Source organism: Blautia acetigignens, from assembly GCF_025566865.1.
In the GTDB taxonomy this organism is placed as follows: domain Bacteria; phylum Bacillota; class Clostridia; order Lachnospirales; family Lachnospiraceae; genus Blautia_A; species Blautia_A acetigignens.
On sequence record NZ_JAOQJM010000005.1, the window covers coordinates 82,748 to 106,676 of the forward strand.

Sequence of the window (23,929 nt, forward strand, 5' to 3'; positions counted from 1 at the left end):
TTTAATTAAAATGGGAGGCAGGGATGAGTCAAATGTCAATAGAAGATGAAGTTTTATTGGAAAATGAAGAAGAATTAAATGAGTTAGAGTACTTTGGAGATGAGGAAAAGCCAATTTTTGAGTCTGTTAGGGTAACAAAAAAGGATTTTTCAATATATGAACTTTACAGGAAATATAAGAAAAAGCAATTGATATTAGAAGTTGATTTTCAAAGAAATGAAGTTTGGGGTCCTAAACAGAAGTGTGAATTGATAGAAAGTATTTTAATGGGCTTACCATTACCAATATTTTATTTCAAACAGCAGAACAATTCTACATATGTAGTGGTTGACGGAAAGCAAAGATTATCAACATTATTTGATTTTTTAAGTGATGGTTTTCCATTAAAATCATTAAAGATATTGAAATTTTTGAATGGAAAAAAATTCAAGGATTTGGTAGATGAATTGGGAATATATCAGTCTCAGTTGGAAGATTACCAAGTATATTCACATGTGATTTTACCACCTACGCCGGACAAAATATTATTTGATATTTTTGATAGAGTTAATAGGGGGGGAACAAAATTAAATAAGCAAGAAATTAGAAATGCTCTGTATCATGGCAGAGGGTTAAATATGATAACTGAAGTAGTTGCATCACAGGAATTTTTGCAAACTACACGTATTGAGTATAAAAAAGATCGAAGGATGAAAGGCTCTTATTTAGTTACAAGATTTTTAGCATTTTATTTGTTTTTTAATGACTTGTTATTTAAAGATGGAAAAAAATATGAATATACAGGCAATCTGGACGATTTGATAGAAACTACATTGACAAAGTTAAATCAGTCATCATTGGAAGAATTAGAAGAAATTAGACAAGTTACTATAAAGAGTTTAGAAATGGCAAGAGATATTTTAGGAAAAGGTGCATTTAGAAAAGAAAACAATGAATCAAAACCAATTAATATGAATATTTTTGAAACTACACTATATTTTATGACATTATTACCAAAGAATAATATTGCAGTATCAAGAGAAGAACTGTTAGAGAAAATAAAAACTGTAATAAGTAGTGAAGAGTTTTTGTATTATATCGGAAATAGTAGGGATAATACTATGAAAGTATATGGAAGATTTCAATTGATGGAAAAATTATGTAAGGAGATAAGCGATGATTGATAAAGTTCATATTCTGGCTTTAAAATCTATCAAAGATTTGAGTGTTGAATGTTCAAAATTAAATTTGTTTGTGGGAACAAATTCATCTGGAAAATCCACATTTTTACATGCATTATTAGCATTGACTCAAAGGAGTCTTAATGGGAAATATATTTCCATAGGAGATTTTAGAGAAGTAAGAAATTATTATATGCCAAATTCCTCAATAAAGATTGAAATATTAGAAAAGGGCAAAACGAAGCCAGCTTGGGTAGAATTTGTTGAGGACAAGGAAAATGAGGCATATAAAGTATGTACATCTTCGGACGATATATCTGTGACAGAACTTTTATTGGGTGGAGAATATGATGATCCAGAACAATCAGATTTGTTATTGGAGGATTTTGGATTTCATTATTTGTCTTGTCATCGAATGGGTGTCAATGACATATATGCTAAAAATATGTTAAATGATAGTGACTTTGGAATAGATGGAGAGTACGCATTAGCCTATTTATTACAAAACGAGGGTATGATAGTTGATGATAATCTTGTTGTAAAGGATACAGATTTTACTAATACTTTATTGGATCAAGTAAATTATTGGTTGAATGATATTATAGGTACTACATTGTATATAAGTGATTTAAAAAAAACAAATTATCTACAGGTAAAATATAACAATAATCCCGCTAATGCAGTCTCCGAAGCGTTGTACTGTAGACCGGTAAATGTTGGGTCTGGAATTAGTTATTTAATAAGTATTATAATTTTGTGTCTGGGTGCGGAAAGTGATTCTGTTATAATTATAGAAAATCCAGAAATTCATTTGCATCCAAAAGCTCAGTCAAAATTATGTGAATTTTTGTATTTTGTTAGTCAATCAGGCCGTCAATTATTCATTGAAACACATAGTGATCATATCTTTAATGGATTAAGAGTAGGCGTTGCCAATGGAAGTATGAAACAAGAAGATATTTCTGTTAATTTTTTTGCAATGAATGAACAATATGAGACACAGTGCAATCCAATTATATTTAAAGAATATGGAAAAATAGTAGGAACCAATGAAGACATGGATATAGATGATTTGTTTGATCAGTTTGAAATTGACTTGAATAGAATGTTTGGATTGTAGGAAAAGGAGTCTACGAAAGAAAATGGATTATTATTTGAATGAATATTCATTGAGAGGACAATTTGCGAGTGTGGAAGATTTTTTTGAATCTCTTAGAAATTATACTTTTCCTATTTTAAATAAAATAAAAGACAAAAATGAAAATATCATATGGAAGAAGGATACATTTTGGCAATCAGAAATCTGTAAAGGGGTATGCTTGACGAATATACCTAAAAAGAGGAATGAACGTTCATCAGAAATTGCACAGTTACAAATGCAGTTAATGAAGATTGCTTACGAAGAACCTTTTTATGGTGCCGATTCTGCTTCTGATTTAAAGGTAAAAGAGTATCAATTTGATGAAGAGTATAGAGAATATTTTGAAGAGAGAAATTGTTTTACAAATGCAATAGAAAACGAGGGAATTATAATATCGTTTATTCATCCAGCGTATTCTCGTATGAAACTTCCTCTTTGTGTTGAATATAATGATACAGAGAGTACGTATAATATTGATAATATATATTCTTTAGAGTGGTGGAAGCGTGAGCCAGAAATAAAGACATGGAGAATTGGAAGAAAGTACCTTGTTGAGGTACGTGCCAATGAATTTGAATATCACCCACCACATTTTCATGTAAGTTGTAATGAGTTTTCAGCAGTATTTAAAATGAGTGATGGAAACTTATATAAAGATGGTAAGAAGAAATGGACATACCAAATGGTCACTGAAATAAAAGATTGGTATGAAACAAATAAAGAAGAATTACAAGAGGCGTGGAAAAATTTACATAGTAGTTGCTTTCAAAGAGAAACAGGGTTATAATCAATCTAATGGCAACAAATTGGCAACAGAAAATCAGCGAGCCAAAATAATATATGCAACTGAAATAAAATAACGGCAAAAAAGACATAAAACTTAAACAAATATATTTAAGAACATCTCTGGACTTGCCGAGTTTGAGTAGCGGACTAAATTGCGAAAAAGCCCATAAATAAAGGTTTTGCGGGCTGTCTGGATGTTCCAGTGGAGTGCAAATGGAGTTAAAAAATATTTTTTTTCTTTGTTTTCTTTCCGGAGTTATCTGAGATTTTCGCAAAAAGTAGCTATGCTCAGAAAATATAATTAGTGTGAATATGAAGAACAGTTTGTTTTGATGGAAATATTTTCCGTCAGGGCAGACTGTTTTTTTATACCCTTTTTTCAATGATATTAACTCCATGGTTCAGCGATATCCTGAAAGAACTGGAAGAGTTTTATATGCTGGAAAAAGAAACCGAAAAATCGGATGCTAGAAAAGTAGCTGTGCTGATGAAAGGATATCTGCAGTCGATGAAGTCAAATATTCGAGAAATCATTCGTTATATTGATGACACGACACTTGAAAAATCAAATGATAAAAAGAAAGATAAACAGGAATCTACGAGTACCATACCAGAGGAAGTGCAGGAATTTGTGAATCTGACAATTACAGAGCATATGGGGAAAGCATATTCAGAATGGAAGTTAATGCAGGATAAAGAGCCAGTAAGTGAGATTGATAAGAAATACCAGAAATTACTGGAAACGTTATCCCCAGAACAGGAAGAAGTGATTACGGAATACTGTAATGCAATTTTCAGCAGTGGAGCAGATACAGAAGAGTTTTTCTATCGGTTGGGATTAAAAGACGGACTGAATCTGAAAAATACGGTAAAATCTGTATTAGAAATGATATCATGAAATCGGGTGATATATGCTCTAAGTGACTTCTTAATCATGATTTTGTCATGGTTAGTGAAGCAATCACTTAGAGCATTTTTGTTTCAGGAGGTACAGCCATGAGAAATGAAAAAATTACCCCACTGTACGAGCACCTGAGCCGGGACAATGAGTTACAGGGCGAGAGCAACTCCATATCCAACCAAAAACAGATGTTAGAGGATTTTGCCCGCCCCGGATTTTTGGCGATAATGGAGGAAGTGGAGGCAGGGCGTGTAGAGGCAATCGTCATCAAGGACATGAGCCGGTTAGGACGCGACTATCTGAAGGTCGGTCAAGTTATGGAGGTTTTGCGGCAGCGAGGCGTTCGTCTGATTGCCATCAACGACGGTGTGGACAGTCTGAAAGGCGATGACGATTTTACCCCGTTCCGCAACATTATGAATGAATTTTACGCCCGTGATACCAACCGGAAAATCCGCTTTGTGTTTAAGTCAAAAGGCATGAGTGGCAAGCACCTGACCGGCACTGTGATTTACGGCTACTTATGGGACGAAAAACGGGAGCATTGGCTGGTAGATGAGGAAGCTGCCGAAGTGGTACGCCGTATATTCTCCCTCACGCTGGAGTGATATGGGCCTTACCAGATCGCCTGCAAATTATCCACAGACCGGATTGAAATTCCTGTCGTACACCTTGCCCGCTTCACCGAGGGTGTGAACCGTTCAAAGCCGGTCAAAGACCCCTATGGATGGGGATCATCTACCATCGTGAACATTTTAAAAAAACGAGAGTATTTAGGGCATACCATCAATTTCAAGACCCGCAAGCACTTTAAGGACAAGGCCCCGGCGTCACCGGCGCGGGCCGCCTCGATCACTGCAAGGGGCAAAGGCTCCTTATATCTGGCCTGCTTCATTCTGCAATACCTCCCGTCAGTCTTGTTCTCATGGTTTCCAGCGTCTTAGTCCTGTGCCGCTGGACGGCGCTGCGGGACATTCCCACCACCGCGCCGATCTCGCAGTCCGTCAGTTCCAGGACACAATGCAGTATCAAGATGCTTTGTCCCGGCTGGGGCAAGCTGGCAAAGGCAGCGGCCACCAGCCCGTCGCTGATCTGAAGCTCACAGCCATAGGCCGGAAATATAAAACTGTCGCTGGGGTACTGATCTATCGTGCATAGCGTGTCAAGTTCCGAAAGCGGCAGCGTTTCAAAGGATGTTTCCCGGCCACGCTGACGCTTCCTTTCCCGGAAGTAGTCAACGGCTTCATGGTACAGTACCAGCTTGCAAAAATGGTCAAACTGGCAGCGCCTCCCGTAATCATCAGGGGTAACTTTCATCTTCTCACCCCCTTTCCGTGGGGAGTGAGCAGGATGATCCTGTCCGTTGTCAGGGACCTATGCTGGCCCTGGTCTGCTGACCGCCTCCTTTTCCATCTGATTTTTTGCCGGAAATGACAATCCGCGAAAATCGACAAAAATCGCCCGGCAGGTCGTAAACCTACCGGGCGACGATTTGAAGCGTTTTGTTGTTTTCTTACATGGTATAGTTCATACTCATAGCCGGAATATTCCCGTGGCGGGGTAAGGCTTTTTTTAAGCGGTAGAAGTGGATTAGATTATAATGATAGTAAAACAGCATGGCGGCGTCCTCCCGTGGGCCGCCATGCCTTTAACTGCTGGGAATGACAGAAAGAAAGCAGCGGTTTTTTTCTTTTCTGCCGCTGGGCAGATGTTTTTTCTTTAGATACATGATAAGAGGAATTTTTGAAGATTCCATAAAGATTTGAAAAATGGACGGACATAAAAGACGTCCATTACACTATCGGAAAATCAGCAAGGAAGTTTCATAGTAACCTTTGCGCCGCCGGTTTCTTTTGAATTTTCTAAAATAAGCTGACCATTATGTTGTTCCATAATCGAATTTGTAATATATAGACCCATACCAAAGTGTAACTTTGAATTGCGGCTTTGATCGCCCATATAGAACCGTTCCTGTGCGTGGCATAATGCCTCTTTAGAAAACCCCGTTCCCTCGTCTGTGACTGAAATTTCCACGAAACCGTTGTTACTCTGAACATCCACATAAAGCGTTCCGCCTTGCGGGGAGTAGTCCAGCCCATTACTGATAACATTCATAATAGCACGTTCTATCAGCACCCTATCAAATTTCAGCATTTGAGGGAGTGAAACAGTATTCATTTGCAGCCGGATTTCTTTTGTCCGGCATAGTGATTCCATATAACCGAACAAGTGCTGCATGAACGCTGGCAAGTCTATACTTTCAATATGGAGCTGATAACCAACCGCCGCCCGTGATATATCAATCAGGGTTTGAATATATGACTGCATCTGGCCGGAGCTTTCCACGACGTAACCAGCGTATAATCGTTGCTCATCATCAAGATTTGTTTCTGTGAGTAAATCAGCATTTCCTTGAATAACCGTCAGAGGCGTTTTCAAATCATGGGCAAGCGCGGCGATTTGCTCTTTCTGTGTCTGTTCGGTTTTCCATTGCCGTTCTAACGAAATTTTCAGATTATCTTTCATATCTGAAAAAGATGCAAGGACATCTTCAAACTCTTTGATTTTGGCGTGTCCTACTTCAAAATCAAGGTTTTGCTTTGAAACCTCCGCAGTTGCTTCAAAAAGCGGGGTCAGTTGTGTACGCAGGTTTTTAGCAAATCTGGCGGTCAGTATGATAATGACCAGCAGCGAATTTACAGCCATCAGGATAAACGCAAGCGTGTCAGGAGATGGAAAATATTCCGGTAGCCATGACACTGTAAATTGAGAACCAATATAATACCTTAAAACGCAAAATTCGTTTTCCCGGACAACAAGTGCAAACTGCCTCCCCGTAGCATATTCAATATATTCTCCCTTTGCGTACAGCAGGGCAATTTCTTTTTCATCATCGTCCATATTGCTGTAAAGCTCATTAAAGTTCTTGTCCAGAATTAAGTAGCCGCATCCCTGTGGAATCACAACCTTTGTAATATCCGGGGCAATCGTCAGCGTTGGAATGATCTCTTTTACCTGCAATTCACTTAGATTTGCTCTTGTAGCTAATCCAGCATTTACAGCAAGTCCCTCCAAACCAGAAGGGACAATAATTGCCGCTACCAGCATGACAATGAGGGAGATAGCAAACTGGCGAAACAATATTTTCAATGTAGGTTTCTTTTTCACTCCCATTTATATCCTATCCCCCATACGGTGCTGATCGGACTTATTTTGAAATGCTCCAATTTCGCACGAATATTTTTTATATGCGTTGAGATCGTAGAGTTATCGCCTATTCCATCAAACCCGAAAACGGCTTCATAGATTTGTTCTTTTGTAAAAACCTGTCCCCGGTTTTTCGCAAGGTATTCACAGATTGAATACTCGCTTTTGGTAAGGGGAACCGGCTGTTCTGAAACATACAGTACCTTTGCGGAAAGGTCAAATCTTATATCAGGCTCAAATGAAAGTGTGCTGTGATGCTCCCTTTTTTCTCTGCGTAAATGTGCCGCGACACGGGCGCGAAGCTCCTGAATACGAAAAGGTTTCGTAATATAATCATCCGCACCGATGCCCAATCCAAACAATATATCTTCCTCTAATGTCTTTGCGGTCAGAAAGAGAATCGGGCAGTCTACCATATTCCTGATCTGTTTGCAAAACTCAAACCCGTCTGTGCCAGGCATCATCACATCCAAAAGAATGAGGTCATAGAAATGCAGCTTTTTGATGTCTACATCATCCGCATTTTGACAGATTGTTATCAAATATCCATCTTTCCTCAAACTGTTCTTAATCAATTCCAAGATAGAAACTTCATCGTCAACTACAAGTAAGTGGGTCAAAAAATCACCTCCCGACCTATTATACCACATTGTCGAGGTTACTCATCATTATTTTTAATGTCAGCTTTCCGATATTCATTGTTGATATTTACAGCTACGGCATTGCTTATATCCACATCCACAATACTGTAAACGTAGCCGAAACTGAAATCTTCCCCCGCCACATTTTTGAAGCGTTTCGATACCTGCCCGATTTCTTCTTGCAGTTCTGACATTTCAAGACATTCATCCGTTATGGTATATGTCAGGCCGTTATATGAAATTTCATCATAGTTTGCGGCGTTCAGCTCATAATACGGCAGAGATTCATTTAACGCCTTATTTTTATCGGCGGTATCGCGGAGCGCACCGCAGGCCGATAAGCATATAAGACTTACAAGCACAATTACCACGGTAAACAGGCACTTTTTATTCACTGTTTTTACCTCCCTCCCAATCATGAAACCAAACCAAACTGGCAATCAGCAGACAAACAGTGCAGCATACAGAAATAATTATACCGCTGAAAAAATCGGTTTTTACCTGTGCATACAGTTGGGGGCTATCCCATGCAAGCACAGTGTAATCCATAGCACGAACGCCCCAGGCCCAGGGAATATATTTCCATGTAGCGTCACCAAGCCCTGTTATCATAAGGGCAGCTATTAAACTCCCTGCAATTCCCAATCCCATAGATGCACCTTTTCCGAAGCTCATTCCCACAAACAAATGAATCAGGTAAATGGGAAGCATGGTAATCAACAATAGAATCCCTGCTTTCAGGTAAAGGCTTGCCGGAGCATCCCTATATAGTGCAGCGAATGTTCCTAACGCTAAAAATGTTGCGCCAAAAGCACAGATCATCAGAAAACCAAGTTTACCAATATACGTTGCCATGCGAGATGGGATTGTTCCCAACAAAAGCTGATAATGCCCGGCCTGATTTTCAATCTGAACAACCAGACCCACAATAATGCCGATCAGAAACGGGAACGCAACGGCCAGCACTTCCAGATAGGCACTGATTTTGGTTGCCAGTTCCCATCTGGATATATGATAGTAACCCGCAAAAATCGCCGCACATATAATCGGAATCATGCTGTGCATATAGAGCAAAATGCTATGTTTACACTTCTGATATTCTGCTTTCCAGCAGCGAACCACAGATACCATAGTTACTCCACCTCCTTTTTCTCAAACCATCTTGCAGTTAAAAATGACAGCGCCGCAAACCAGGCCAGCGAAATGACCAATACAAGTATAATCATCCAAAATGCCATTGCCGTACTCTGATCTGCAACCGGCTCACCATTAGGCAAAATACCTAACACGGAAATCATAAGATGCGGCACCCAGCTATACGGGCAGATCATCCACAAAGAGGTTGTAGCCGTGAAAATCCCTAAAACGCTTCCAAGTCCGGCATTAAGAATAACCGTGACAAAGATACCAACTTTTTTTGATAACCATAAGCACAGCGGAACTTCCCATAGGCTTGCAATGACAATACAAGCTGTTCCGGCCGCAGCCTGCCAAATTCCGATTGTCAGGGGAATTTCGTTGATAACTAATATTGCAAAACCGCCCAATAGATTTAGCGCCAGGAAAATGAAATTCCCCACACAGGAGTAAATACCGGCCACTCCAATTTTTGCTTTCCAGACTTTGTTCTGCGAAACAGGCAATGAAGCAACGGCACGATATTTTAGTTTGCCATTATCCCGCTGTTCAATCAAGGCACAGGTGAGCGTAAGGAATCCAGGATAAAGCAGGTTATACCACCAATTATAAGAATTGAGCTGGAACCAAAGAGGGGCAAAAAAGTTCATAAGCGCAGTTACAAACGGGGCCAGAACGATCAGCGTTTTTGTGAAAGTTCTCTTATGCTTTAGGTTCTCTGCCTGAATATATGCCATCTCCATTTAATATCCCTCCTTACCATTTCTGCGAATAACATCCATAAAGAGTTGTTCCAAATCTTCACCGGCGCGAAGCTCTCCCTCATATCCAAGGACGCCGCCAGCAATGATACCCACATGATCTACAATCTGCTGGACTTCTGACAGAATATGGCTGGACAAAATAACTGTAATCCCTTTGCAGGGAAAAGAGCGAATTAACTCTCGAAGTTCCTCAATCCCTAAAGGGTCAAGGCCGTTAGTCGGTTCATCCAGAATCAAAAGCTGGGGACTGTTCAGCAATGCAATAGCAATACCAAGCCGCTGCTTCATACCAAGAGAAAACTGCCCGGCCCGTTTCTTGCCGGTATTCGTGAGCTGGACAATTTGCAATACCTCGTTAATTCGTGCATCGTCCAGGCCGAGCAATGTAGTTCTGACTTTGAGATTTTCGTATGCAGTCAGATTTTCGTAAAGCGGGGGCATCTCAATCAAAGCACCGATATGCTCCAGATCATTCCGCTTCCACGGGTGGCCGTCAAACTCGATGCTTCCCGATGTGGGGCGCAAAATGCCGGTGAGCATTTTTAAGATCGTGGATTTGCCAGCCCCATTCGGCCCCAGCAGACCATAAACCGAGTTGCGCCGGATGTTCAGTAACACATTGTTTACTGCCATTTGCCCCTTGAAATTTTTGCAGAGGTCAGTCGTTTTCAAAATCATATCCATATAATCAAGTCCTTTCTTTGATTTTACGGATAGCATACCGGGCAATTTTGAAGATTTCATAAAGATTCCCGAAAACAGAATATGAACAATACACCGTAACCGTGGAGCATATCGCAACAAAGCACCAACCTACGCATTTAGGGCCTTAAAAAGCCCTATATTTCAAGGTTTTTCCCGCATAGTCGGCGGGGTATGTGAGTGTTTTATCCTATCCCCGCCATAGTGCCGCTCTAAATGCGTAGAATTTACCAGCAGAAAATCGCCGGTTTCTCTGGCTCCATACTCCCAGATATGGTATCATGGAAAAAATCAATCTGACGGGGGTATCAGGATGGACGGACAAGAAAAGCTGCTGGAAGCGTTGCCGAGCTTCCCGCTGGAACAAGAATAACGATCAAGAGGGCTGCACCCTCTTACGCCGCTTTGCGGCTATCACCTGCACACCCCCGAAACAGATACACCCGCTGCGCGTCTGTACCTGTTTCGGGGGCTAATAATGACTGTAACCTACGCCTTTCGGGGCTGATAACCGCCAGTTTCAAGGCTTCTCCCGCACGTTTGCAGAGGTGGGCGAATACTTTATCCTATCCCCGTCCATACCCGGCATGGCTGCGGTAATCTTGCCTATCGTCCTGCGTCGGTCTGCGTTGTGGTACATACAGATCAAATTTTCTTCTTCCACGGTAAAGTGCATCATTCCTCATACCTCCAATTCATTTTTCTTGGTTCTGGCCGCCGCCTTTTTCGGGCTGGTGGCCTGTTTGCTGTCGGCAAGCTGCTTGCGGATAGATGGCCGGGGCTTGCGAATACTCACATCACGGCGCTCATCTTTGTTAATCATGGCATATACCCCGTGTCGGTCTTTTATGCTGGTAAAGCACAGGGACTTATAGGGCAGCATGGCAAAGAGCCGGTCATTGTCCTTGGTGGAAGCCAGTGCGTCAAAGTGCGGTGAGATCTCCACCATAAAATGTGTCTTGTTGGGGCTGTTGGGCGCGGACAGATCTTTCAGCTTATCCACGATGCGCCGGGCCTCGGTTTCAATCCGGCTGTCATGCAAAGCCGTAACGTGGGCTTTGGCTGTCCGTTCTCGGATAGGTCAGCAGCTTCTTTTCATACAGCGTTTGGGCATAGTCAGGTCAGCTTTACCATTACCGAAAAAACGACTACGGCCATTGTCGGCCCTTCCGGGGCAGGAAAGACAACGATGTGCAACCTGATTGCCCGTTTTTGGGATGTGAATGCCGGAAAGATTACCATAGGCGGTACTTTGTCCGGTGGCGAGAAACAGCGGATTTCCATCGCCCGCGCCATGCTGAAGGACGCACCTATCATCATTTTGGACGAGGCAACAAGCAGCGTTGACCCGGAGAATGAGGATGAATTGCAGCGGGCTATCGAGGCATTGACCCATGACAAGACCATCATCATGATTGCCCACCGTCTGAAAACCGTCCGCAACGCCGATCAGATCCTTGTACTGGACAACGCTCATATCGTCCAGCGCGGCACTCATGCGGAGCTGATCCAGCAAAAGGGCCTGTATGCCGATTTTGTATCGGCCAGACAGGAGGCCATCGGCTGGAAGCTGGCTCAGTAAAGGAGGTTCAGATGAAACTTCATGCGTCCGGGGAGGACTACCTGGGAACTATCCTTGTTCTCCAAAAGAAACTCGGTATGGTGCGCTCCGTAGATGTAGCCCGGCACATGGAGGTGTCAAAACCCAGCGTGTGCAATGCAGTGGCTACCTTGCGGGACGGCGGCTTTCTCACTATGGACGAAGATCATTTTCTCCATCTGACTGATGTAGGCCGCGAGGTTGCCGAAGAGGCATATACAAATTATGCACAGCGAGAGTCTGATAGATATGGAGACAGACCACATGGGTTTGATAATGACAAAAGAGATAAAAGTGTATATCAGAAATTTTCTTTTGGAAGAATTGAAGATTCGGGAGATTGCAGACAGTTACCGGAAGTAAAACGGATGTTAGAACCATTGAAATTTTTTGGAGAGAAATTTCAGGATAAAGTATATAATGAAATAAATGGTAACGAAGAGAAAGAAAGACAACTAAAGGCATTTCAGGAAATTTTTGCAATTCGTAATCTTATTGCTCACCAGACCTTTGTTGAATTTACAAGTAATAGAATCAGAGGGAAATCTTTTTCTGATATAAAACAAATGCATGAGGATGCACTTGAATTTGTAAGGTATTTAAAGACAAAATTCTCATAGTGATTTTTATAAAAATAATGTATAATACATAAAAAGATTGACACCATATACGACACCACATATAATATACGTAGGAGGTATAACAAATGTCAAAGTGGGATAAACTGATAACACGTATATGCAATTTATCGAAAGACCTCCGATTTGATGAGTTACGGAAGGTATTGGAAAGCTACGGATACGAAATGAATGCACCAAGAAGTGGAAGCAGTCATTACACTTTCAGAAAACAAGGGTGTATGCCAATTACAATACCAAAGCACGAACCAATCAAGAAAGTATATGTGGAAATGGTAAGGCAGATTGTAGAAAGCGAGGCGAAGAATGATGAAGACGCTGAATGATTATATGGCAATGTCCTATCGTATGGAAATTGTGGAAGACAAAGATGAAGGCGGATTTGTAGTTTCTTATCCGGATTTGCCTGGTTGCATTACTTGTGGTGAGACAGTGGAGAGTGCGGTAGCAAATGCACTGGATGCAAAAAAAGCATGGATTGAAGCTGCATTAGAAGAAGGCGTAGAGATTCATGAACCAGATAGTTTGGAAGATTATTCTGGGCAGTTTAAATTGAGAATTCCACGAAGTCTGCACAGATCACTGGCAGAACATTCTCAGCGGGAAGGAATCAGCATGAATCAATATTGTGTGTATCTACTTTCCAGAAATGATGCAGTGTTCTCAAAATAAAGGTTGTACAACATTTTCGCATCAGTTATAATGAAGCTGGCAACAAATTGGCAACAGAAAATCAGCAAGCCAAAATAATATATGCAACTGAAATAAAATAATGGCAAAAAAGATACAAAACTTAAATAAATATGTTTAAGAATATCTTTGGACTTGCCGAGTTTGAATAATAAAATACACACATTTAGAGACTGGAAAGCCTTGAAAACAGGCATTTCTGGTCTCTTTGTTTTTGTATTTCCTGCTTACGATGAAACGAGCTGGAAAGGTATGGTGATGTTATCACAGAAAACAAATGAACTTCAGATTATAATAAAGCCATAAAAGAAAAAGATAGGAGGACTGTAAAATGTCTGCAATTAATATCAATAAAAATAATTTTCAGAACGAGGTAATGAATTCCGATAAGCCTATACTGCTCGATTTTTGGGCTCCTTGGTGCGCTCCCTGTCGTATGGTAGCTCCTACCGTCGAGGAGATTGCAAGTGAACGTGTTGACATCAAAGTTGGGAAAATTAATGTAGATGAACAACCTGAACTGGCAAATAAGTTCGGTATTATGAGTATCCCGACTTTAGTAGTCATGAAGAACGGAAAAATTGTCCAAAGAGTTTCAGGCGTGAGACCAAAGAATACAATTTTAGAAATGCTCTAATGGGTATTTCTGTTTACTCAGGAAAGGTGAAAAAACAAGATGAAAATTGTAATTATAGGAGGCGTAGCCGGTGGAGCTACAGCCGCAGCAAGAATACGAAGACTGGACGAATATGCTGAAATTACTGTATTTGAAAGATCCGGATACGTATCTTATGCAAATTGTGGACTTCCATACTACATTGGAGATGTAATCACAGACCCGGAAAAACTTACACTGCAGACACCAGAGAATTTCTTTAAAAGATTTCGTATCAATATGAAGATTCATCATGAAGTTATCTCTATACATTCGGATCGTAAGACTGTTACAGTAAAGAATTTGGCGAATGATGAAATATTTGAAGAAAATTATGATAAACTTATTCTTTCTCCAGGTGCAAAGCCTACGCAGCCGAAGCTTCAAGGAGCAGGTATTGATAAACTTTTTACACTTCGTACAGTGGAAGATACTTTCCGAATCAAGGAATATATTAATAAGAATCATCCAAAATCTGCCGTACTGGCTGGCGGTGGTTTTATTGGCTTAGAACTGGCAGAAAACTTGAGGGAGCTTGGCATGGAGGTTACGATTGTTCAACGTCCTAAGCAGCTGATGAATCCTTTTGATTCGGATATGGCATCCATGATTCATAGTGAAATGAGAAAGCATGGAATAAAACTGGTTCTGGGCTATACAGTAGAAGGATTTAAAGAAAAGGACAATGGAGTAGAGATTCTGTTGAAAGATAATCCATCTCTTCATGCGGATATGGTAGTGCTGGCAATTGGAGTTACACCGGACACAGCATTAGCAAAAGAGGCTGGCCTGGAGCTTGGTATCAAGGGAAGTATTATAGTGAATGACAGGATGGAAACTTCTGTACCGGACATTTATGCTGCAGGTGATGCAGTTCAGGTAAAACATTATGTTACTGGTGATGATGCATTGATCTCTTTGGCAGGACCTGCCAATAAACAGGGAAGGATCATTGCTGATAATATTTGCGGAGGCGATAGTCGTTACTTAGGCAGTCAGGGAAGCTCTGTTATCAAAGTATTTGATATGACAGCAGCCACTACAGGTATTAATGAAACCAATGCCAAAAGGGCAGGATTACATGTAGATACAGTGATTCTTTCTCCTATGAGTCATGCCGGTTATTATCCAGGCGGCAAAGTGATGACTATGAAGGTGATTTTTGAAAAGGAAACCTATCGTTTGCTTGGTGCACAAATTATTGGATATGAAGGCGTCGATAAACGTATTGATGTGCTGGCAACAGCAATCCATGCAGGACTGAAGGCAACCCAGCTGAAAGATCTGGATCTTGCATATGCACCGCCGTACTCATCTGCTAAGGATCCTGTAAATATGGCTGGCTTCATGATAGACAACATAGCAGCAGGAACCCTGAAACAGTGGCATTTGGAAGATGTAGACACCATTCCTGAAGATAAAAGTGTTGTGTTACTGGATGTAAGAACTGTAGCTGAATTCAGCAGAGGTCATATTGATGGATTCAAAAATATTCCTGTAGATGAACTAAGGGAACGTATCAATGAAATTGAGAAGGGAAAACCCGTTTATCTGATATGCCAGAGTGGGCTGCGCAGCTATATTGCCAGTCGTATTCTGGAAGGGAACGGCTATGAAACATACAACTTCTCTGGCGGATTTCGCTTCTATGATGCAGTGGTTAATGATCGTGCATTAATTGAAAGAGCCCATGCATGTGGAATGGATTATTAAAAAATTGAAAGTATTTATTATTTTATGATTTTTGAAGCACCTCCAGTCTTTTTATATCAAGAATTGTGATTTTACCACGGGATAGTTTGACAAGCCCTTCCTCCTGAAAATATCGGAGCATTCGAGTGATAACCTCCCTGTGGGAACCAAGGTGGTTGGCAATGGTTTCATGGGTGATTTTTAGTTCATTGGTTCCCTCGATGGATGTTTCTTCTAATAGAAAAGAAGCAACGCGTTTATCCAGGCTTTTCCACATGATCTGTTCCATCAGCCACATGACATCAGAAAAACGGGTAGCCATTAACTCATTGGTATAGTTTGCAACTGGAGCAGATTCTTGCATGATACTTTTATAGATTTCAGCAGGGATTATCCAAAGATCAGTATCTTTTTCTGCCTCAATAGTCACTTCAAATTGAATAGAACGCATGATACATGAGGCAGATAAGAGACACATATCCATATCGAACAAGCGGTAAAGTGTAATCTCCCGTCCTTCATCTGAAAGTATATAAGTTCGAAGCTGTCCGGATTTAACCAGTAATAATCCAGTGCAATCCAGGCTGCCGTTATGGATAATTGTTCCTCTTTTTACCTGTCGTGCGCTTAAACTGTTCGAAATTAGTTTCTTTTGTGCTGCATTTAATTCATTCCATATCGGAAAATAATTTTCAAAGCTCATAATAGTTATCTCCTTTTGTATAGTATACTTGTTTTAGGGAGAAACGTCAATTATATAATTGACATATGCCCATAATAGAGTTAATATGTAAGAAAAGCGAGAAGGGAGCAGTTTATGCCAAGACCAGTAAAATGCAGAAAAGTATGCCATTTTCCCAATGTTTTAGAATTCCTTCCGGCAGACGATACTGAGAAAAAAGCACCTATTGTTCTGACTGTAGATGAATATGAGACAATCCGCCTTCTGGACAAGAAAGGCTATAGCCAGGAGCAGTGTGCAGTATCTATGCAGATCGCAAGAACAACGGTTCAACGAATTTACGAGATTGCCAGGAAGAAAATAGCAGATGCACTCATTGACGGACATCCACTTAGAATCGAAGGCGGGGATTTCAGAATCTGCGATGGTCAAAGTAACAACTGCAGCTTTGGAGAATGTTACAAGCAGGAGATTTATCAAAAATATGCAGTAGAAAAAGGAGAAGGTATAATGAGAATAGCAGTAACCTATGAGAACGGACAGATTTTTCAGCACTTTGGACACACAGAGACATTTAAGATTTATGATGTAGAGGAAGGAAAAGTAGTACATTCAGAGGTAGTAGATACGAATGGAAGCGGACACGGTGCATTGGCAGGATTTCTTAATGCATTGCATGCAGATGTTTTGATCTGTGGCGGAATTGGAGGCGGCGCACAGACAGCATTAGCGGCAGCAGGCATTAAGCTTTTCGGAGGAGTTTCCGGAGATGCGGATAAGGCGGTGGAAGCTTTTCTCAATGAAACACTTGAGTATAATCCGGATGTGAAGTGTTCTCACCACGAACATAGCCACGGGGAAGGACATACATGCGGAGAGCATGGATGTGGAAGTCACAGCTGTCATTAAGAAGAATAGTAAAAAATAAACCGTGTAATTGAACGCTTATGTTCTACACGGTTTATTTTTTTACGAGAGCTAGAGCGTGTTTGAAAAACATTCTAAGTTGTTCATTTTAACCAAATTAATATTGAGGCAATGCATATAATTCCTAAGAAGGTTGAAGCCAGTTTATCGTAACGCGTAGCTATTCGACGGAACGCTTTCAATTTGAGAAAATAGTTTTCTACTAAATGTCTCTCTTTGTAAAGCCACCAATCGCAATAACGATCAAACTTAGCTCCTTTTCTAGAAGGAATTGTTGGCTCTCCACCGTGGGTATAAATATAGCCAATCAGCTTGTTGCTATCGTATCCACGGTCAGCTAATACATTGCTTCCGTTTGTGTCGACATGATCTAACAAAGGGATTGCGTAATTAATATCGTTACGCTGCCCTTCGCTGATCATAAAATAAACCGGATAACCGTATGCATCTACAACTGCATGGATTTTTGTGCTGGCTCCTCCACGGCTGTGTCCAATTTCGTTTGATGGCCCCCTTTTTTTGCTCCAGCACTATGCTGATGAGCCTGGACGATAGAGGCATCAATTGATAGTTCCGTTAATTCAGCTTCTAAGCTCAAGACACGAAAAATATTATCAAGGATGCCATCTTCAATCCATTTACGAAAACGGGAATAAACCGTTTGCCAGGCCCCATAACGTTCTGGGAGGTCCCGCCAGGGAGCCCCACTGCGAGCAATCCAAACAATTCCATTTAGAATTGTCCGATTACATTTTGAAGGACGACCTTGCTTTCCAGAATTTTCAGGTGGCAGTAAGGGAGCAACACGATTCCATTCATCATCGGTTAATTCGTATCGGCGCAACATAATCAACACCCCTTTTTCTTTATTTTAACATGAAAAAGGGTAAACGAATATATGTTTTGTGCAACTTTTATTTTTCAAACACACTTTAGGGGAAATCAGCTATGCTGATTTCACAGCTCGCACATATGATTAGTATGACACATTTATTTCGGAAATGATGACGAAGTTTACAGAGTACGCGGCGGACAAAGAGGAAGCAACCGGCGTTGCAATCAATGTGGAGGTGATGGATGCTTCTCAGAGCCAGCTGACACAAAATGAGCAGGTGAAAAGTCTGATCGAGAAGGGCTGTGATGTGATATGTGTAAATCTGGTTGACCGCACAGAGCCCACAACAATTACTGATCTGGCAGAGAACAAGCAGGTGCCGATTATCTTTTTTAACCGTGAGCTGGTTGCAGAGGATCTGGAACGCTGGAGTGAATTGTATTATGTTGGTGCAGATGCGCTGCGTGATTCCCAGATTCCCAGAGAAGACTGGCCGGGGGTTGTGGGAATTGATGGCACAGATGCGGGACTTTTGGCAGTTGAAAATGGCGAAATGCTGGGAACTGTTTATAATGATAAAGAAGGGCAGGCCCGGGAAATGCTGAATCTTGCATTTGCCATTGCAACCAATGGAGATAAGGATAGTATTCCATTAATTGATGGAAAATATGTCCGGACACCATATCATAAGGTCACACAGGAAAATGTAGAGGACTATAAGAAATAAATAAGAATGTGTGAAAAAATATACAAAAAGATCTCTTGTGGGTGGAAATTTCCTCAGGAGATCTTTTGGTATAAATGAATGAGCATTTCCTTTGACAGGATGGTGTTTTTGTGATTTTTATGTAATTTTACGCTGATTTAAAGGCGGAATTTTTATTTCCCTTGCCAATATAAACATTTAATGTGAAAATAATATGTGGTATACTAAATCAAAAAAATGAGGATTTTACTAAAAACAAAGGAGAGTACCGCAAAAGAATGGCTTATTGGATCCTTGAATTTATCAAAGTGTTTATCGGATATGCTTTTTTGATGTATGTATGGCCATCTGTGGTTTTTCGGAAAAAGCTATCCGGGAAAAGCCTGACCTTTCGTTTTGCCTTCTGCTCTACAGTTTCTGTTCTGTTGCTTAACACGCTTGTCCTGGGATTGGGCTTGCTTCATATATTAAAAGGGTGGATTGTATTTGCCGCTTTTTATGGGATTTTTGCAGCATCAATTTTGCGCGAGGGAAAATTACGGAAGTATGTATCCAGGCAGCTTCAGACTCTTCTTGCAGGAACCCTGGGGTGGAAATCCCTTTTGGCAGATCTGCTAAGAGAGTGTAAAGCACTTATTGCAGGTTTGCTTGGAAAATTAGATGAGAAGACAAAAGGAAAAAAAATCGAATACAGCATTTTAAGTGTTCTTATGGTTTTTGCAATTATTTATTTTTCTTATGGAGCCTTTCAGAATCACTCCTATGGCTGGGGAGATATGTATGTTCATCATGCCTGGATCTATGGATTGAAGGAAGGGCAGATTTTTTCGGCAGGAGTCTATCCGGAGGCAATGCACTGTTTTGTTTATTGTATGGATGCGCTGTTTGGAGTATCCATATACAGCTGTCTGCTGTTTCTGGGAGAGATTCATGTGACGGCCTTGTTGGCAGCGGTTTATTGTCTGTTCAGAGAGACATTAAGATCCAAATATACGGTTTATCTGATACTGGCTGCATTTCTTACAATAGATGTGGTCTGTGTGGATGAGATTTATGGAATATCCCGTTTGCAGTATACCATTCCTCAGGAATTTGGTTTATATACCCTGTTTTTGTGTGTAATGTATCTTGTCCGTTTTATGAGGCGAAATACCGAAAACGGAAATAAAAAAAGAGGCTTTGATGAGAATCTGTTTTTATTTATGACCTCATTGGCCGCTTCTCTCGCACTTCATTTTTATGTTACAATCATGGCATTTTTTCTGTGCGCTTCTTTTGCTGTTTTTGGCATTAACAGAATTTTCAGGAAAAGAAATTTCTGGTCTTTGGCTGCTGCGATACTTGTAGGAGTGATTATTTCTACAACACCTATGGTGCTGGCATTTGCTTCTGGAATTCCCCTTCAGGGCTCTTTGAACTGGGGAATGAACATTATAAATGGTACAGATACCAAAGAGGGCAGAACGAAAGCTGCACAGGTTGTTACGGAACAAGGCCAAAAAACTGAGGAAAATAAGGCTGCAGAAGCTGATAGTAATGAAGCTCCTTTATCAGGGCAGTCAAAGCTTCATAATCAGGTAAAAGCAACAGATAAAAATGAAACAGACGTAGAGGTGACAAAAACTTCTCTCGCAGAAAAAATAATACAGACTGTTTGGGACAATATAAAGGCAGTTTATCGGTATGGTTATGCGCAGCTTTACAGAGGTAACCGAGCGAACTGGCTGATTGGTTTTACGCTGGCAGCTGTACTACTTAGTATTATAAATATGGGAATTACTATCGTACGTTTCAAAAAAATTCCTTTTGAAATGTATGCAGGGATCACATTTGCATCTGTTTTGTTTATGATTCTTTATGCAGCACCGTTTCTTGGACTGCCGGAAATCATTGCAGGAGCAAGATTATGTTTACCGGAACAGATTCTGCTTTTGGCAATGATGGCAATTCCTGCAGACGAACTGTTTTTTCTGCTGGAAAAAACAAAGATCGGATGCTTTATGCCCCAGATCAGCTTCGCAGGAGTGCTGGCTATTTATGCAGGGACAAATTATTTCGGAGTGTTTCACGGCTACTTATATTATGAACTGACACGATACAATTCAGCAGTGGAACTGACAAATAAAATTATGGATGATTATCCTCAGTACAGCTATACAATTATATCTACAACAGAGGAAATGTACCAGTCAATAGAAGAGGCCAGACATGAGGAAGTTCTTGAATTTTATAACAGATCCAAGCAGGAAGATTATTATATTCCTACAGAATATCTTTTCTTCTATATAGAGAAAAATCCTATTTATTATGCGCAGTATCATTTCTTTTCAGGACCAAGATGGCTTGCGCAAGATAAATATACAAAGTATTATGAATATACTACTGCGGTTTTAAGCGTAGGAGATAATATTGAACACGGAGAGATTTCAGAGGAGCTGGTAGGCGAATCACTTACAATTATGGGTAAAGCTTCTGACGCTTATTCTATTATTGGAAACCGAAGGATTCTGGAATCGGAGATGTATTACTGGTGTCAGGAATTTAAAACGCACTTTCCTTATGAACTTAAGGTTTATTATGAAGATGAAGATTTTATATGTTATGTAGTGAAGCAAAATCCGGAACATTTATATAATTTGGGAGAATAAAATTTTCCTGAAACAGGAGCGAAGAAATATTGAAAATAAAACGATGGAAGTGGTTGCTGTTTGGCACGGTATTGCTTATGATAACAGGTATTGCGATTTGTGTATTGTCTCAGCGGAATATCCAAAAATATGAACCATCAGAAGAGGTTTTTGGAAACCCACTTATGGGTTATGCCCCTTGCGCATGGAATGCAGAGGTTCGTGAGGATGTTTCTCTGCTATATATGGATGTTACCTGGGCAGAACTGGAGCCGGAAGAGGGAAAGTACAACTGGGAAGAAATTGAGAAAGAGAATCAGCTTGACCGCTGGCGCGAAGAAGGAAAACACATTGTATTAAGATTTGTCTGCGATGTGCCGGGAGCAGAGAAGCATATGGATATTCCTGAATGGCTGTATAAAAAAACAGATCAGGCAGGAACCTGGTATGATGTGGAATTTGGAAAGGGATTTTCCCCGGATTATAACAAGGAACAATTTATTGCATATCACAGAAAAGCTGTGGAAGCGATGGGAGAACATTGGGGACAGGATGGATTGATTAGCTATATTGAGCTTGGAAGTCTTGGACACTGGGGAGAATGGCATGTGAATTATAGCGCAGGAATTCAGAGGCTTCCACTGGAAGATGTGAGGGAACAGTATGTGTCGCCCTGGGTGGATGCCTTTCCTGAGGCAATGCTGCTGATGCGAAGACCCTTTTCTCATGCTGCAAAATACAAAACAGGTCTTTATAATGATATGACAGGGGAACCAAGTGAGACGGCGGCATGGCTTAATGAAATTGAAGCTGGTGGTGATCTTAGCCAGACAAATGAAGAAAAAGCTCTGGTTTCTATGACAGATTTCTGGAAAACGGCTCCTGTAGGCGGAGAGCTTACCAGTTCGCTTTCAATGGAAGAAATGTTGGAAGCCAGCCTTTCTCAAACCGTAGAGCTGATTCGGGAATCGCATACTACCTTCTTGGGACCAAATGCAGCAAATCCCGGATTTTTGCAGGGATATGAAACTGTTTTGAAAAATATGGGCTATCGTTTATGGATTTCAGAAGCAATTTTGTCCTGGAGTCCTGGTGGTGCCAAATTGGAGCTTACCTGGGAAAACAATGGAACTGCACCGTTTTATAAAAATTGGAAGGTTTGGCTTTATGTAACTGATGAAACTGGGAACACAATAGAAAAGAAGCAGGTTGAAATTCTTCTGCCATCGGTTCTTCCCGGCGAATCAATTCATACCTCTACTTTATTGAAAACAGAAGAGCTTCTGAAGCTTGCAGGAGAAAAATATAACATAAGCGTTGGCGTGGAAGATCCAATGACAGGAAAAATGAATGTTCGATTTGCAATGCAGTGTGAATATAAATCTGGAAAGAATTTTTTGTGGTGACTTATGAAAAAACAAGAAGAGAAATCAGAGATTGATTTTGTGATTACCTGGGTTGACGGAAATGATCCGGCATGGAAAAGACAGCGGAATCTGGCAGCACAGGCATCTGAACAGATACAGAAAACAGACAACAGAAAAGAACGATACCGGGATTGGGATAATCTGCAATACTGGTTCCGAGGAGTGGAACAGTTTGCTCCCTGGGTGAGGAAAGTACACTTTGTGACCTGGGGACATATTCCGGATTGGTTGAATATAGCACATCCCAAGCTGAATATTGTCAGACATGACGAATTTATTCCGAAAGATTTTTTACCTACTTTTAATTCCCATACTATTGAATGGAATCTTCACAGAATAAAAGGTCTTTCGGAAAAGTTTGTTTATTTCAATGACGATATGTTTTTTGTAGACAAGGTTAAAGAAACGGACTTTTTTCAGGATGGAAAACCGGTTGACATGCTGGCATTTCAGCCGGATGTGGCGAATATTGACGATCCGGTTATGCCTTACATTTATCTGAACAATACAATGCTTTTGGCAAAATATTTTCAAAAGCGGCCTAATATGATGAAACAGCCCGGAGCTTATTTTCATATAGGATATCCACCGGCATATTTTTTATATAATATTATGGAACTGGCATTTCCACGCTTTACCGGATTCTATACAGTACATGGTCCTTCACCTTTAAAGAAAAGTACCTATGAAACATTATGGAATCTGGAGCCGGAGCTGCTTACAAGTGTGTGCAGCCATGCCTTCCGCCATAAAGAGGATGTAAGCCAGTATGTACTTAGGGAATACCAGAAGCTGCAGGGGGATTTTGTTCCGCAAAATGTGCAGAAGCTATGTGGTTACTTTAATTTGGAGAATCAAAATCTCAAACTGACAAAAACAATTGAAAAACACAAAATTCCTATGGTATGTTTGAATGACAGCAATTATGCAATTGATTTTGAGAAGGTGCAGAAGGAAATCAACGGGGCCTTGGAACAACGACTGAGCCAGAAATCTTTATTTGAAATGTAA

Annotated in this window: 22 protein-coding genes and 6 pseudogenes; 17 read left to right on the top strand and 11 right to left on the bottom strand. The window is 40.6% G+C overall.

What is annotated here, in order from left to right; translation table 11 throughout:
* The first annotated feature begins 32 nt into the window (after positions 1-32).
* The 5 genes and pseudogenes from OCV70_RS08145 to OCV70_RS08165 form a co-directional block, all read left to right on the top strand.
* Entirely contained in the window at positions 33-1,163 is a 1,131-nt protein-coding gene (locus OCV70_RS08145; RefSeq protein ID WP_244096268.1) for a DUF262 domain-containing protein, read from the top strand.
* A complete protein-coding gene (locus OCV70_RS08150) occupies positions 1,156-2,280 on the top strand; it encodes an AAA family ATPase (RefSeq protein WP_173767865.1) in 1,125 nt (374 codons plus the stop codon). The genes OCV70_RS08145 and OCV70_RS08150 overlap by 8 nt, the downstream gene beginning before the upstream one ends.
* 22 nt (positions 2,281-2,302) lie before the next feature.
* The gene (locus OCV70_RS08155) at positions 2,303-3,088 is read left to right on the top strand and encodes a DUF4160 domain-containing protein (protein ID WP_173767863.1); all 786 of its coding nucleotides are present in this window, start codon (positions 2,303-2,305) and stop codon (positions 3,086-3,088) included.
* A gap of 435 nt (positions 3,089-3,523) precedes the next feature.
* On the top strand, positions 3,524-3,985 hold the full coding sequence (locus OCV70_RS08160; protein WP_243280859.1) for a hypothetical protein: 462 nt from the start codon (positions 3,524-3,526) through the stop codon (positions 3,983-3,985).
* A gap of 98 nt (positions 3,986-4,083) precedes the next feature.
* Positions 4,084-4,809: pseudogene (locus OCV70_RS08165) on the top strand (recombinase family protein); the annotation flags it as partial.
* 70 nt (positions 4,810-4,879) lie between these two features.
* On the opposite strand, the gene OCV70_RS08170 reads toward OCV70_RS08165, so the two are convergent.
* From OCV70_RS08170 to OCV70_RS08210, 9 genes and pseudogenes are all read right to left on the bottom strand, one after another.
* Positions 4,880-5,305, bottom strand: a complete 426-nt coding sequence (locus OCV70_RS08170; RefSeq protein ID WP_173768475.1) for a sigma-70 RNA polymerase sigma factor region 4 domain-containing protein — start codon at positions 5,303-5,305, stop codon at positions 4,880-4,882.
* Positions 5,306-5,797: 492 nt separating this feature from the next.
* On the bottom strand, positions 5,798-7,162 hold the full coding sequence (locus OCV70_RS08175; protein ID WP_118286031.1) for a sensor histidine kinase: 1,365 nt from the start codon (positions 7,160-7,162) through the stop codon (positions 5,798-5,800).
* On the bottom strand, positions 7,153-7,815 hold the full coding sequence (locus OCV70_RS08180) for a response regulator transcription factor (RefSeq protein ID WP_262579578.1): 663 nt from the start codon (positions 7,813-7,815) through the stop codon (positions 7,153-7,155). Before OCV70_RS08180 ends, OCV70_RS08175 begins: the two co-directional genes overlap by 10 nt.
* A 38-nt stretch (positions 7,816-7,853) precedes the next feature.
* On the bottom strand, positions 7,854-8,231 hold the full coding sequence (locus OCV70_RS08185; RefSeq protein ID WP_262579579.1) for a NisI/SpaI family lantibiotic immunity lipoprotein: 378 nt from the start codon (positions 8,229-8,231) through the stop codon (positions 7,854-7,856).
* Positions 8,224-8,967, bottom strand: coding sequence for a lantibiotic immunity ABC transporter MutG family permease subunit (locus tag OCV70_RS08190; protein WP_262579580.1), 744 nt, complete (start codon positions 8,965-8,967; stop codon positions 8,224-8,226). Before OCV70_RS08190 ends, OCV70_RS08185 begins: the two co-directional genes overlap by 8 nt.
* 2 nt (positions 8,968-8,969) lie before the next feature.
* Complete coding sequence (locus tag OCV70_RS08195) at positions 8,970-9,716, bottom strand: lantibiotic immunity ABC transporter MutE/EpiE family permease subunit (RefSeq protein ID WP_262579581.1); 747 nt, start codon at positions 9,714-9,716, stop codon at positions 8,970-8,972.
* On the bottom strand, positions 9,717-10,421 hold the full coding sequence (locus OCV70_RS08200) for a lantibiotic protection ABC transporter ATP-binding protein (protein ID WP_262579635.1): 705 nt from the start codon (positions 10,419-10,421) through the stop codon (positions 9,717-9,719).
* A gap of 538 nt (positions 10,422-10,959) precedes the next feature.
* Positions 10,960-11,118, bottom strand: coding sequence for a transposon-transfer assisting family protein (locus OCV70_RS20310; protein WP_110102918.1), 159 nt, complete (start codon positions 11,116-11,118; stop codon positions 10,960-10,962).
* A 3-nt stretch (positions 11,119-11,121) separates the two neighbouring features.
* Positions 11,122-11,499: pseudogene (locus OCV70_RS08210) on the bottom strand (hypothetical protein); the annotation flags it as partial.
* Between the two features lie 60 nt (positions 11,500-11,559).
* Here OCV70_RS08210 and OCV70_RS08215 point away from each other — a divergent pair.
* The 7 genes and pseudogenes from OCV70_RS08215 to OCV70_RS08240 form a co-directional block, all read left to right on the top strand.
* A pseudogene (locus tag OCV70_RS08215) lies at positions 11,560-12,021 on the top strand (ATP-binding cassette domain-containing protein); the annotation flags it as partial.
* Between the two features lie 11 nt (positions 12,022-12,032).
* Positions 12,033-12,266, top strand: a pseudogene (locus OCV70_RS08220) (metal-dependent transcriptional regulator); the annotation flags it as partial.
* Between the two features lie 54 nt (positions 12,267-12,320).
* Positions 12,321-12,659: pseudogene (locus tag OCV70_RS19350) on the top strand (HEPN domain-containing protein); the annotation flags it as partial.
* Between the two features lie 86 nt (positions 12,660-12,745).
* On the top strand, positions 12,746-13,003 hold the full coding sequence (locus OCV70_RS08225) for a type II toxin-antitoxin system HicA family toxin (protein WP_055054195.1): 258 nt from the start codon (positions 12,746-12,748) through the stop codon (positions 13,001-13,003).
* Positions 12,987-13,349 carry a type II toxin-antitoxin system HicB family antitoxin gene (locus OCV70_RS08230; protein ID WP_117567313.1) on the top strand — a complete coding sequence of 121 codons (363 nt, stop codon included), beginning with the start codon at positions 12,987-12,989 and terminating at the stop codon, positions 13,347-13,349. The genes OCV70_RS08225 and OCV70_RS08230 overlap by 17 nt, the downstream gene beginning before the upstream one ends.
* A 349-nt stretch (positions 13,350-13,698) precedes the next feature.
* A complete protein-coding gene (gene trxA / locus OCV70_RS08235) occupies positions 13,699-14,004 on the top strand; it encodes a thioredoxin (RefSeq protein ID WP_262579583.1) in 306 nt (101 codons plus the stop codon).
* Between the two features lie 39 nt (positions 14,005-14,043).
* On the top strand, positions 14,044-15,735 hold the full coding sequence (locus tag OCV70_RS08240) for an FAD-dependent oxidoreductase (protein WP_262579584.1): 1,692 nt from the start codon (positions 14,044-14,046) through the stop codon (positions 15,733-15,735).
* 22 nt (positions 15,736-15,757) lie between these two features.
* On the opposite strand, the gene OCV70_RS08245 is transcribed toward OCV70_RS08240, so the two are convergent.
* A complete protein-coding gene (locus OCV70_RS08245; RefSeq protein WP_262579585.1) occupies positions 15,758-16,417 on the bottom strand; it encodes a Crp/Fnr family transcriptional regulator in 660 nt (219 codons plus the stop codon).
* Between the two features lie 114 nt (positions 16,418-16,531).
* On the opposite strand from OCV70_RS08245, the gene OCV70_RS08250 reads away from it, so the two are divergent.
* On the top strand, positions 16,532-17,305 hold the full coding sequence (locus OCV70_RS08250; protein WP_262579586.1) for a DUF134 domain-containing protein: 774 nt from the start codon (positions 16,532-16,534) through the stop codon (positions 17,303-17,305).
* 101 nt (positions 17,306-17,406) lie between these two features.
* Here the strand turns inward: OCV70_RS08250 and OCV70_RS08255 are convergent.
* A pseudogene (locus OCV70_RS08255) lies at positions 17,407-18,170 on the bottom strand (IS5 family transposase).
* Positions 18,171-18,315: 145 nt separating this feature from the next.
* Between OCV70_RS08255 and OCV70_RS08260 the strand changes: the two are divergent.
* From OCV70_RS08260 to OCV70_RS08275, 4 genes are all read left to right on the top strand, one after another.
* A complete protein-coding gene (locus OCV70_RS08260; protein WP_262579636.1) occupies positions 18,316-18,885 on the top strand; it encodes a substrate-binding domain-containing protein in 570 nt (189 codons plus the stop codon).
* Between the two features lie 257 nt (positions 18,886-19,142).
* Complete coding sequence (locus tag OCV70_RS08265) at positions 19,143-21,512, top strand: hypothetical protein (protein WP_173766466.1); 2,370 nt, start codon at positions 19,143-19,145, stop codon at positions 21,510-21,512.
* Positions 21,513-21,541: 29 nt separating this feature from the next.
* Complete coding sequence (locus OCV70_RS08270) at positions 21,542-22,897, top strand: DUF4832 domain-containing protein (RefSeq protein ID WP_244096222.1); 1,356 nt, start codon at positions 21,542-21,544, stop codon at positions 22,895-22,897.
* Positions 22,898-22,900: 3 nt separating this feature from the next.
* On the top strand, positions 22,901-23,929 hold the full coding sequence (locus tag OCV70_RS08275) for a stealth family protein (protein WP_173766468.1): 1,029 nt from the start codon (positions 22,901-22,903) through the stop codon (positions 23,927-23,929).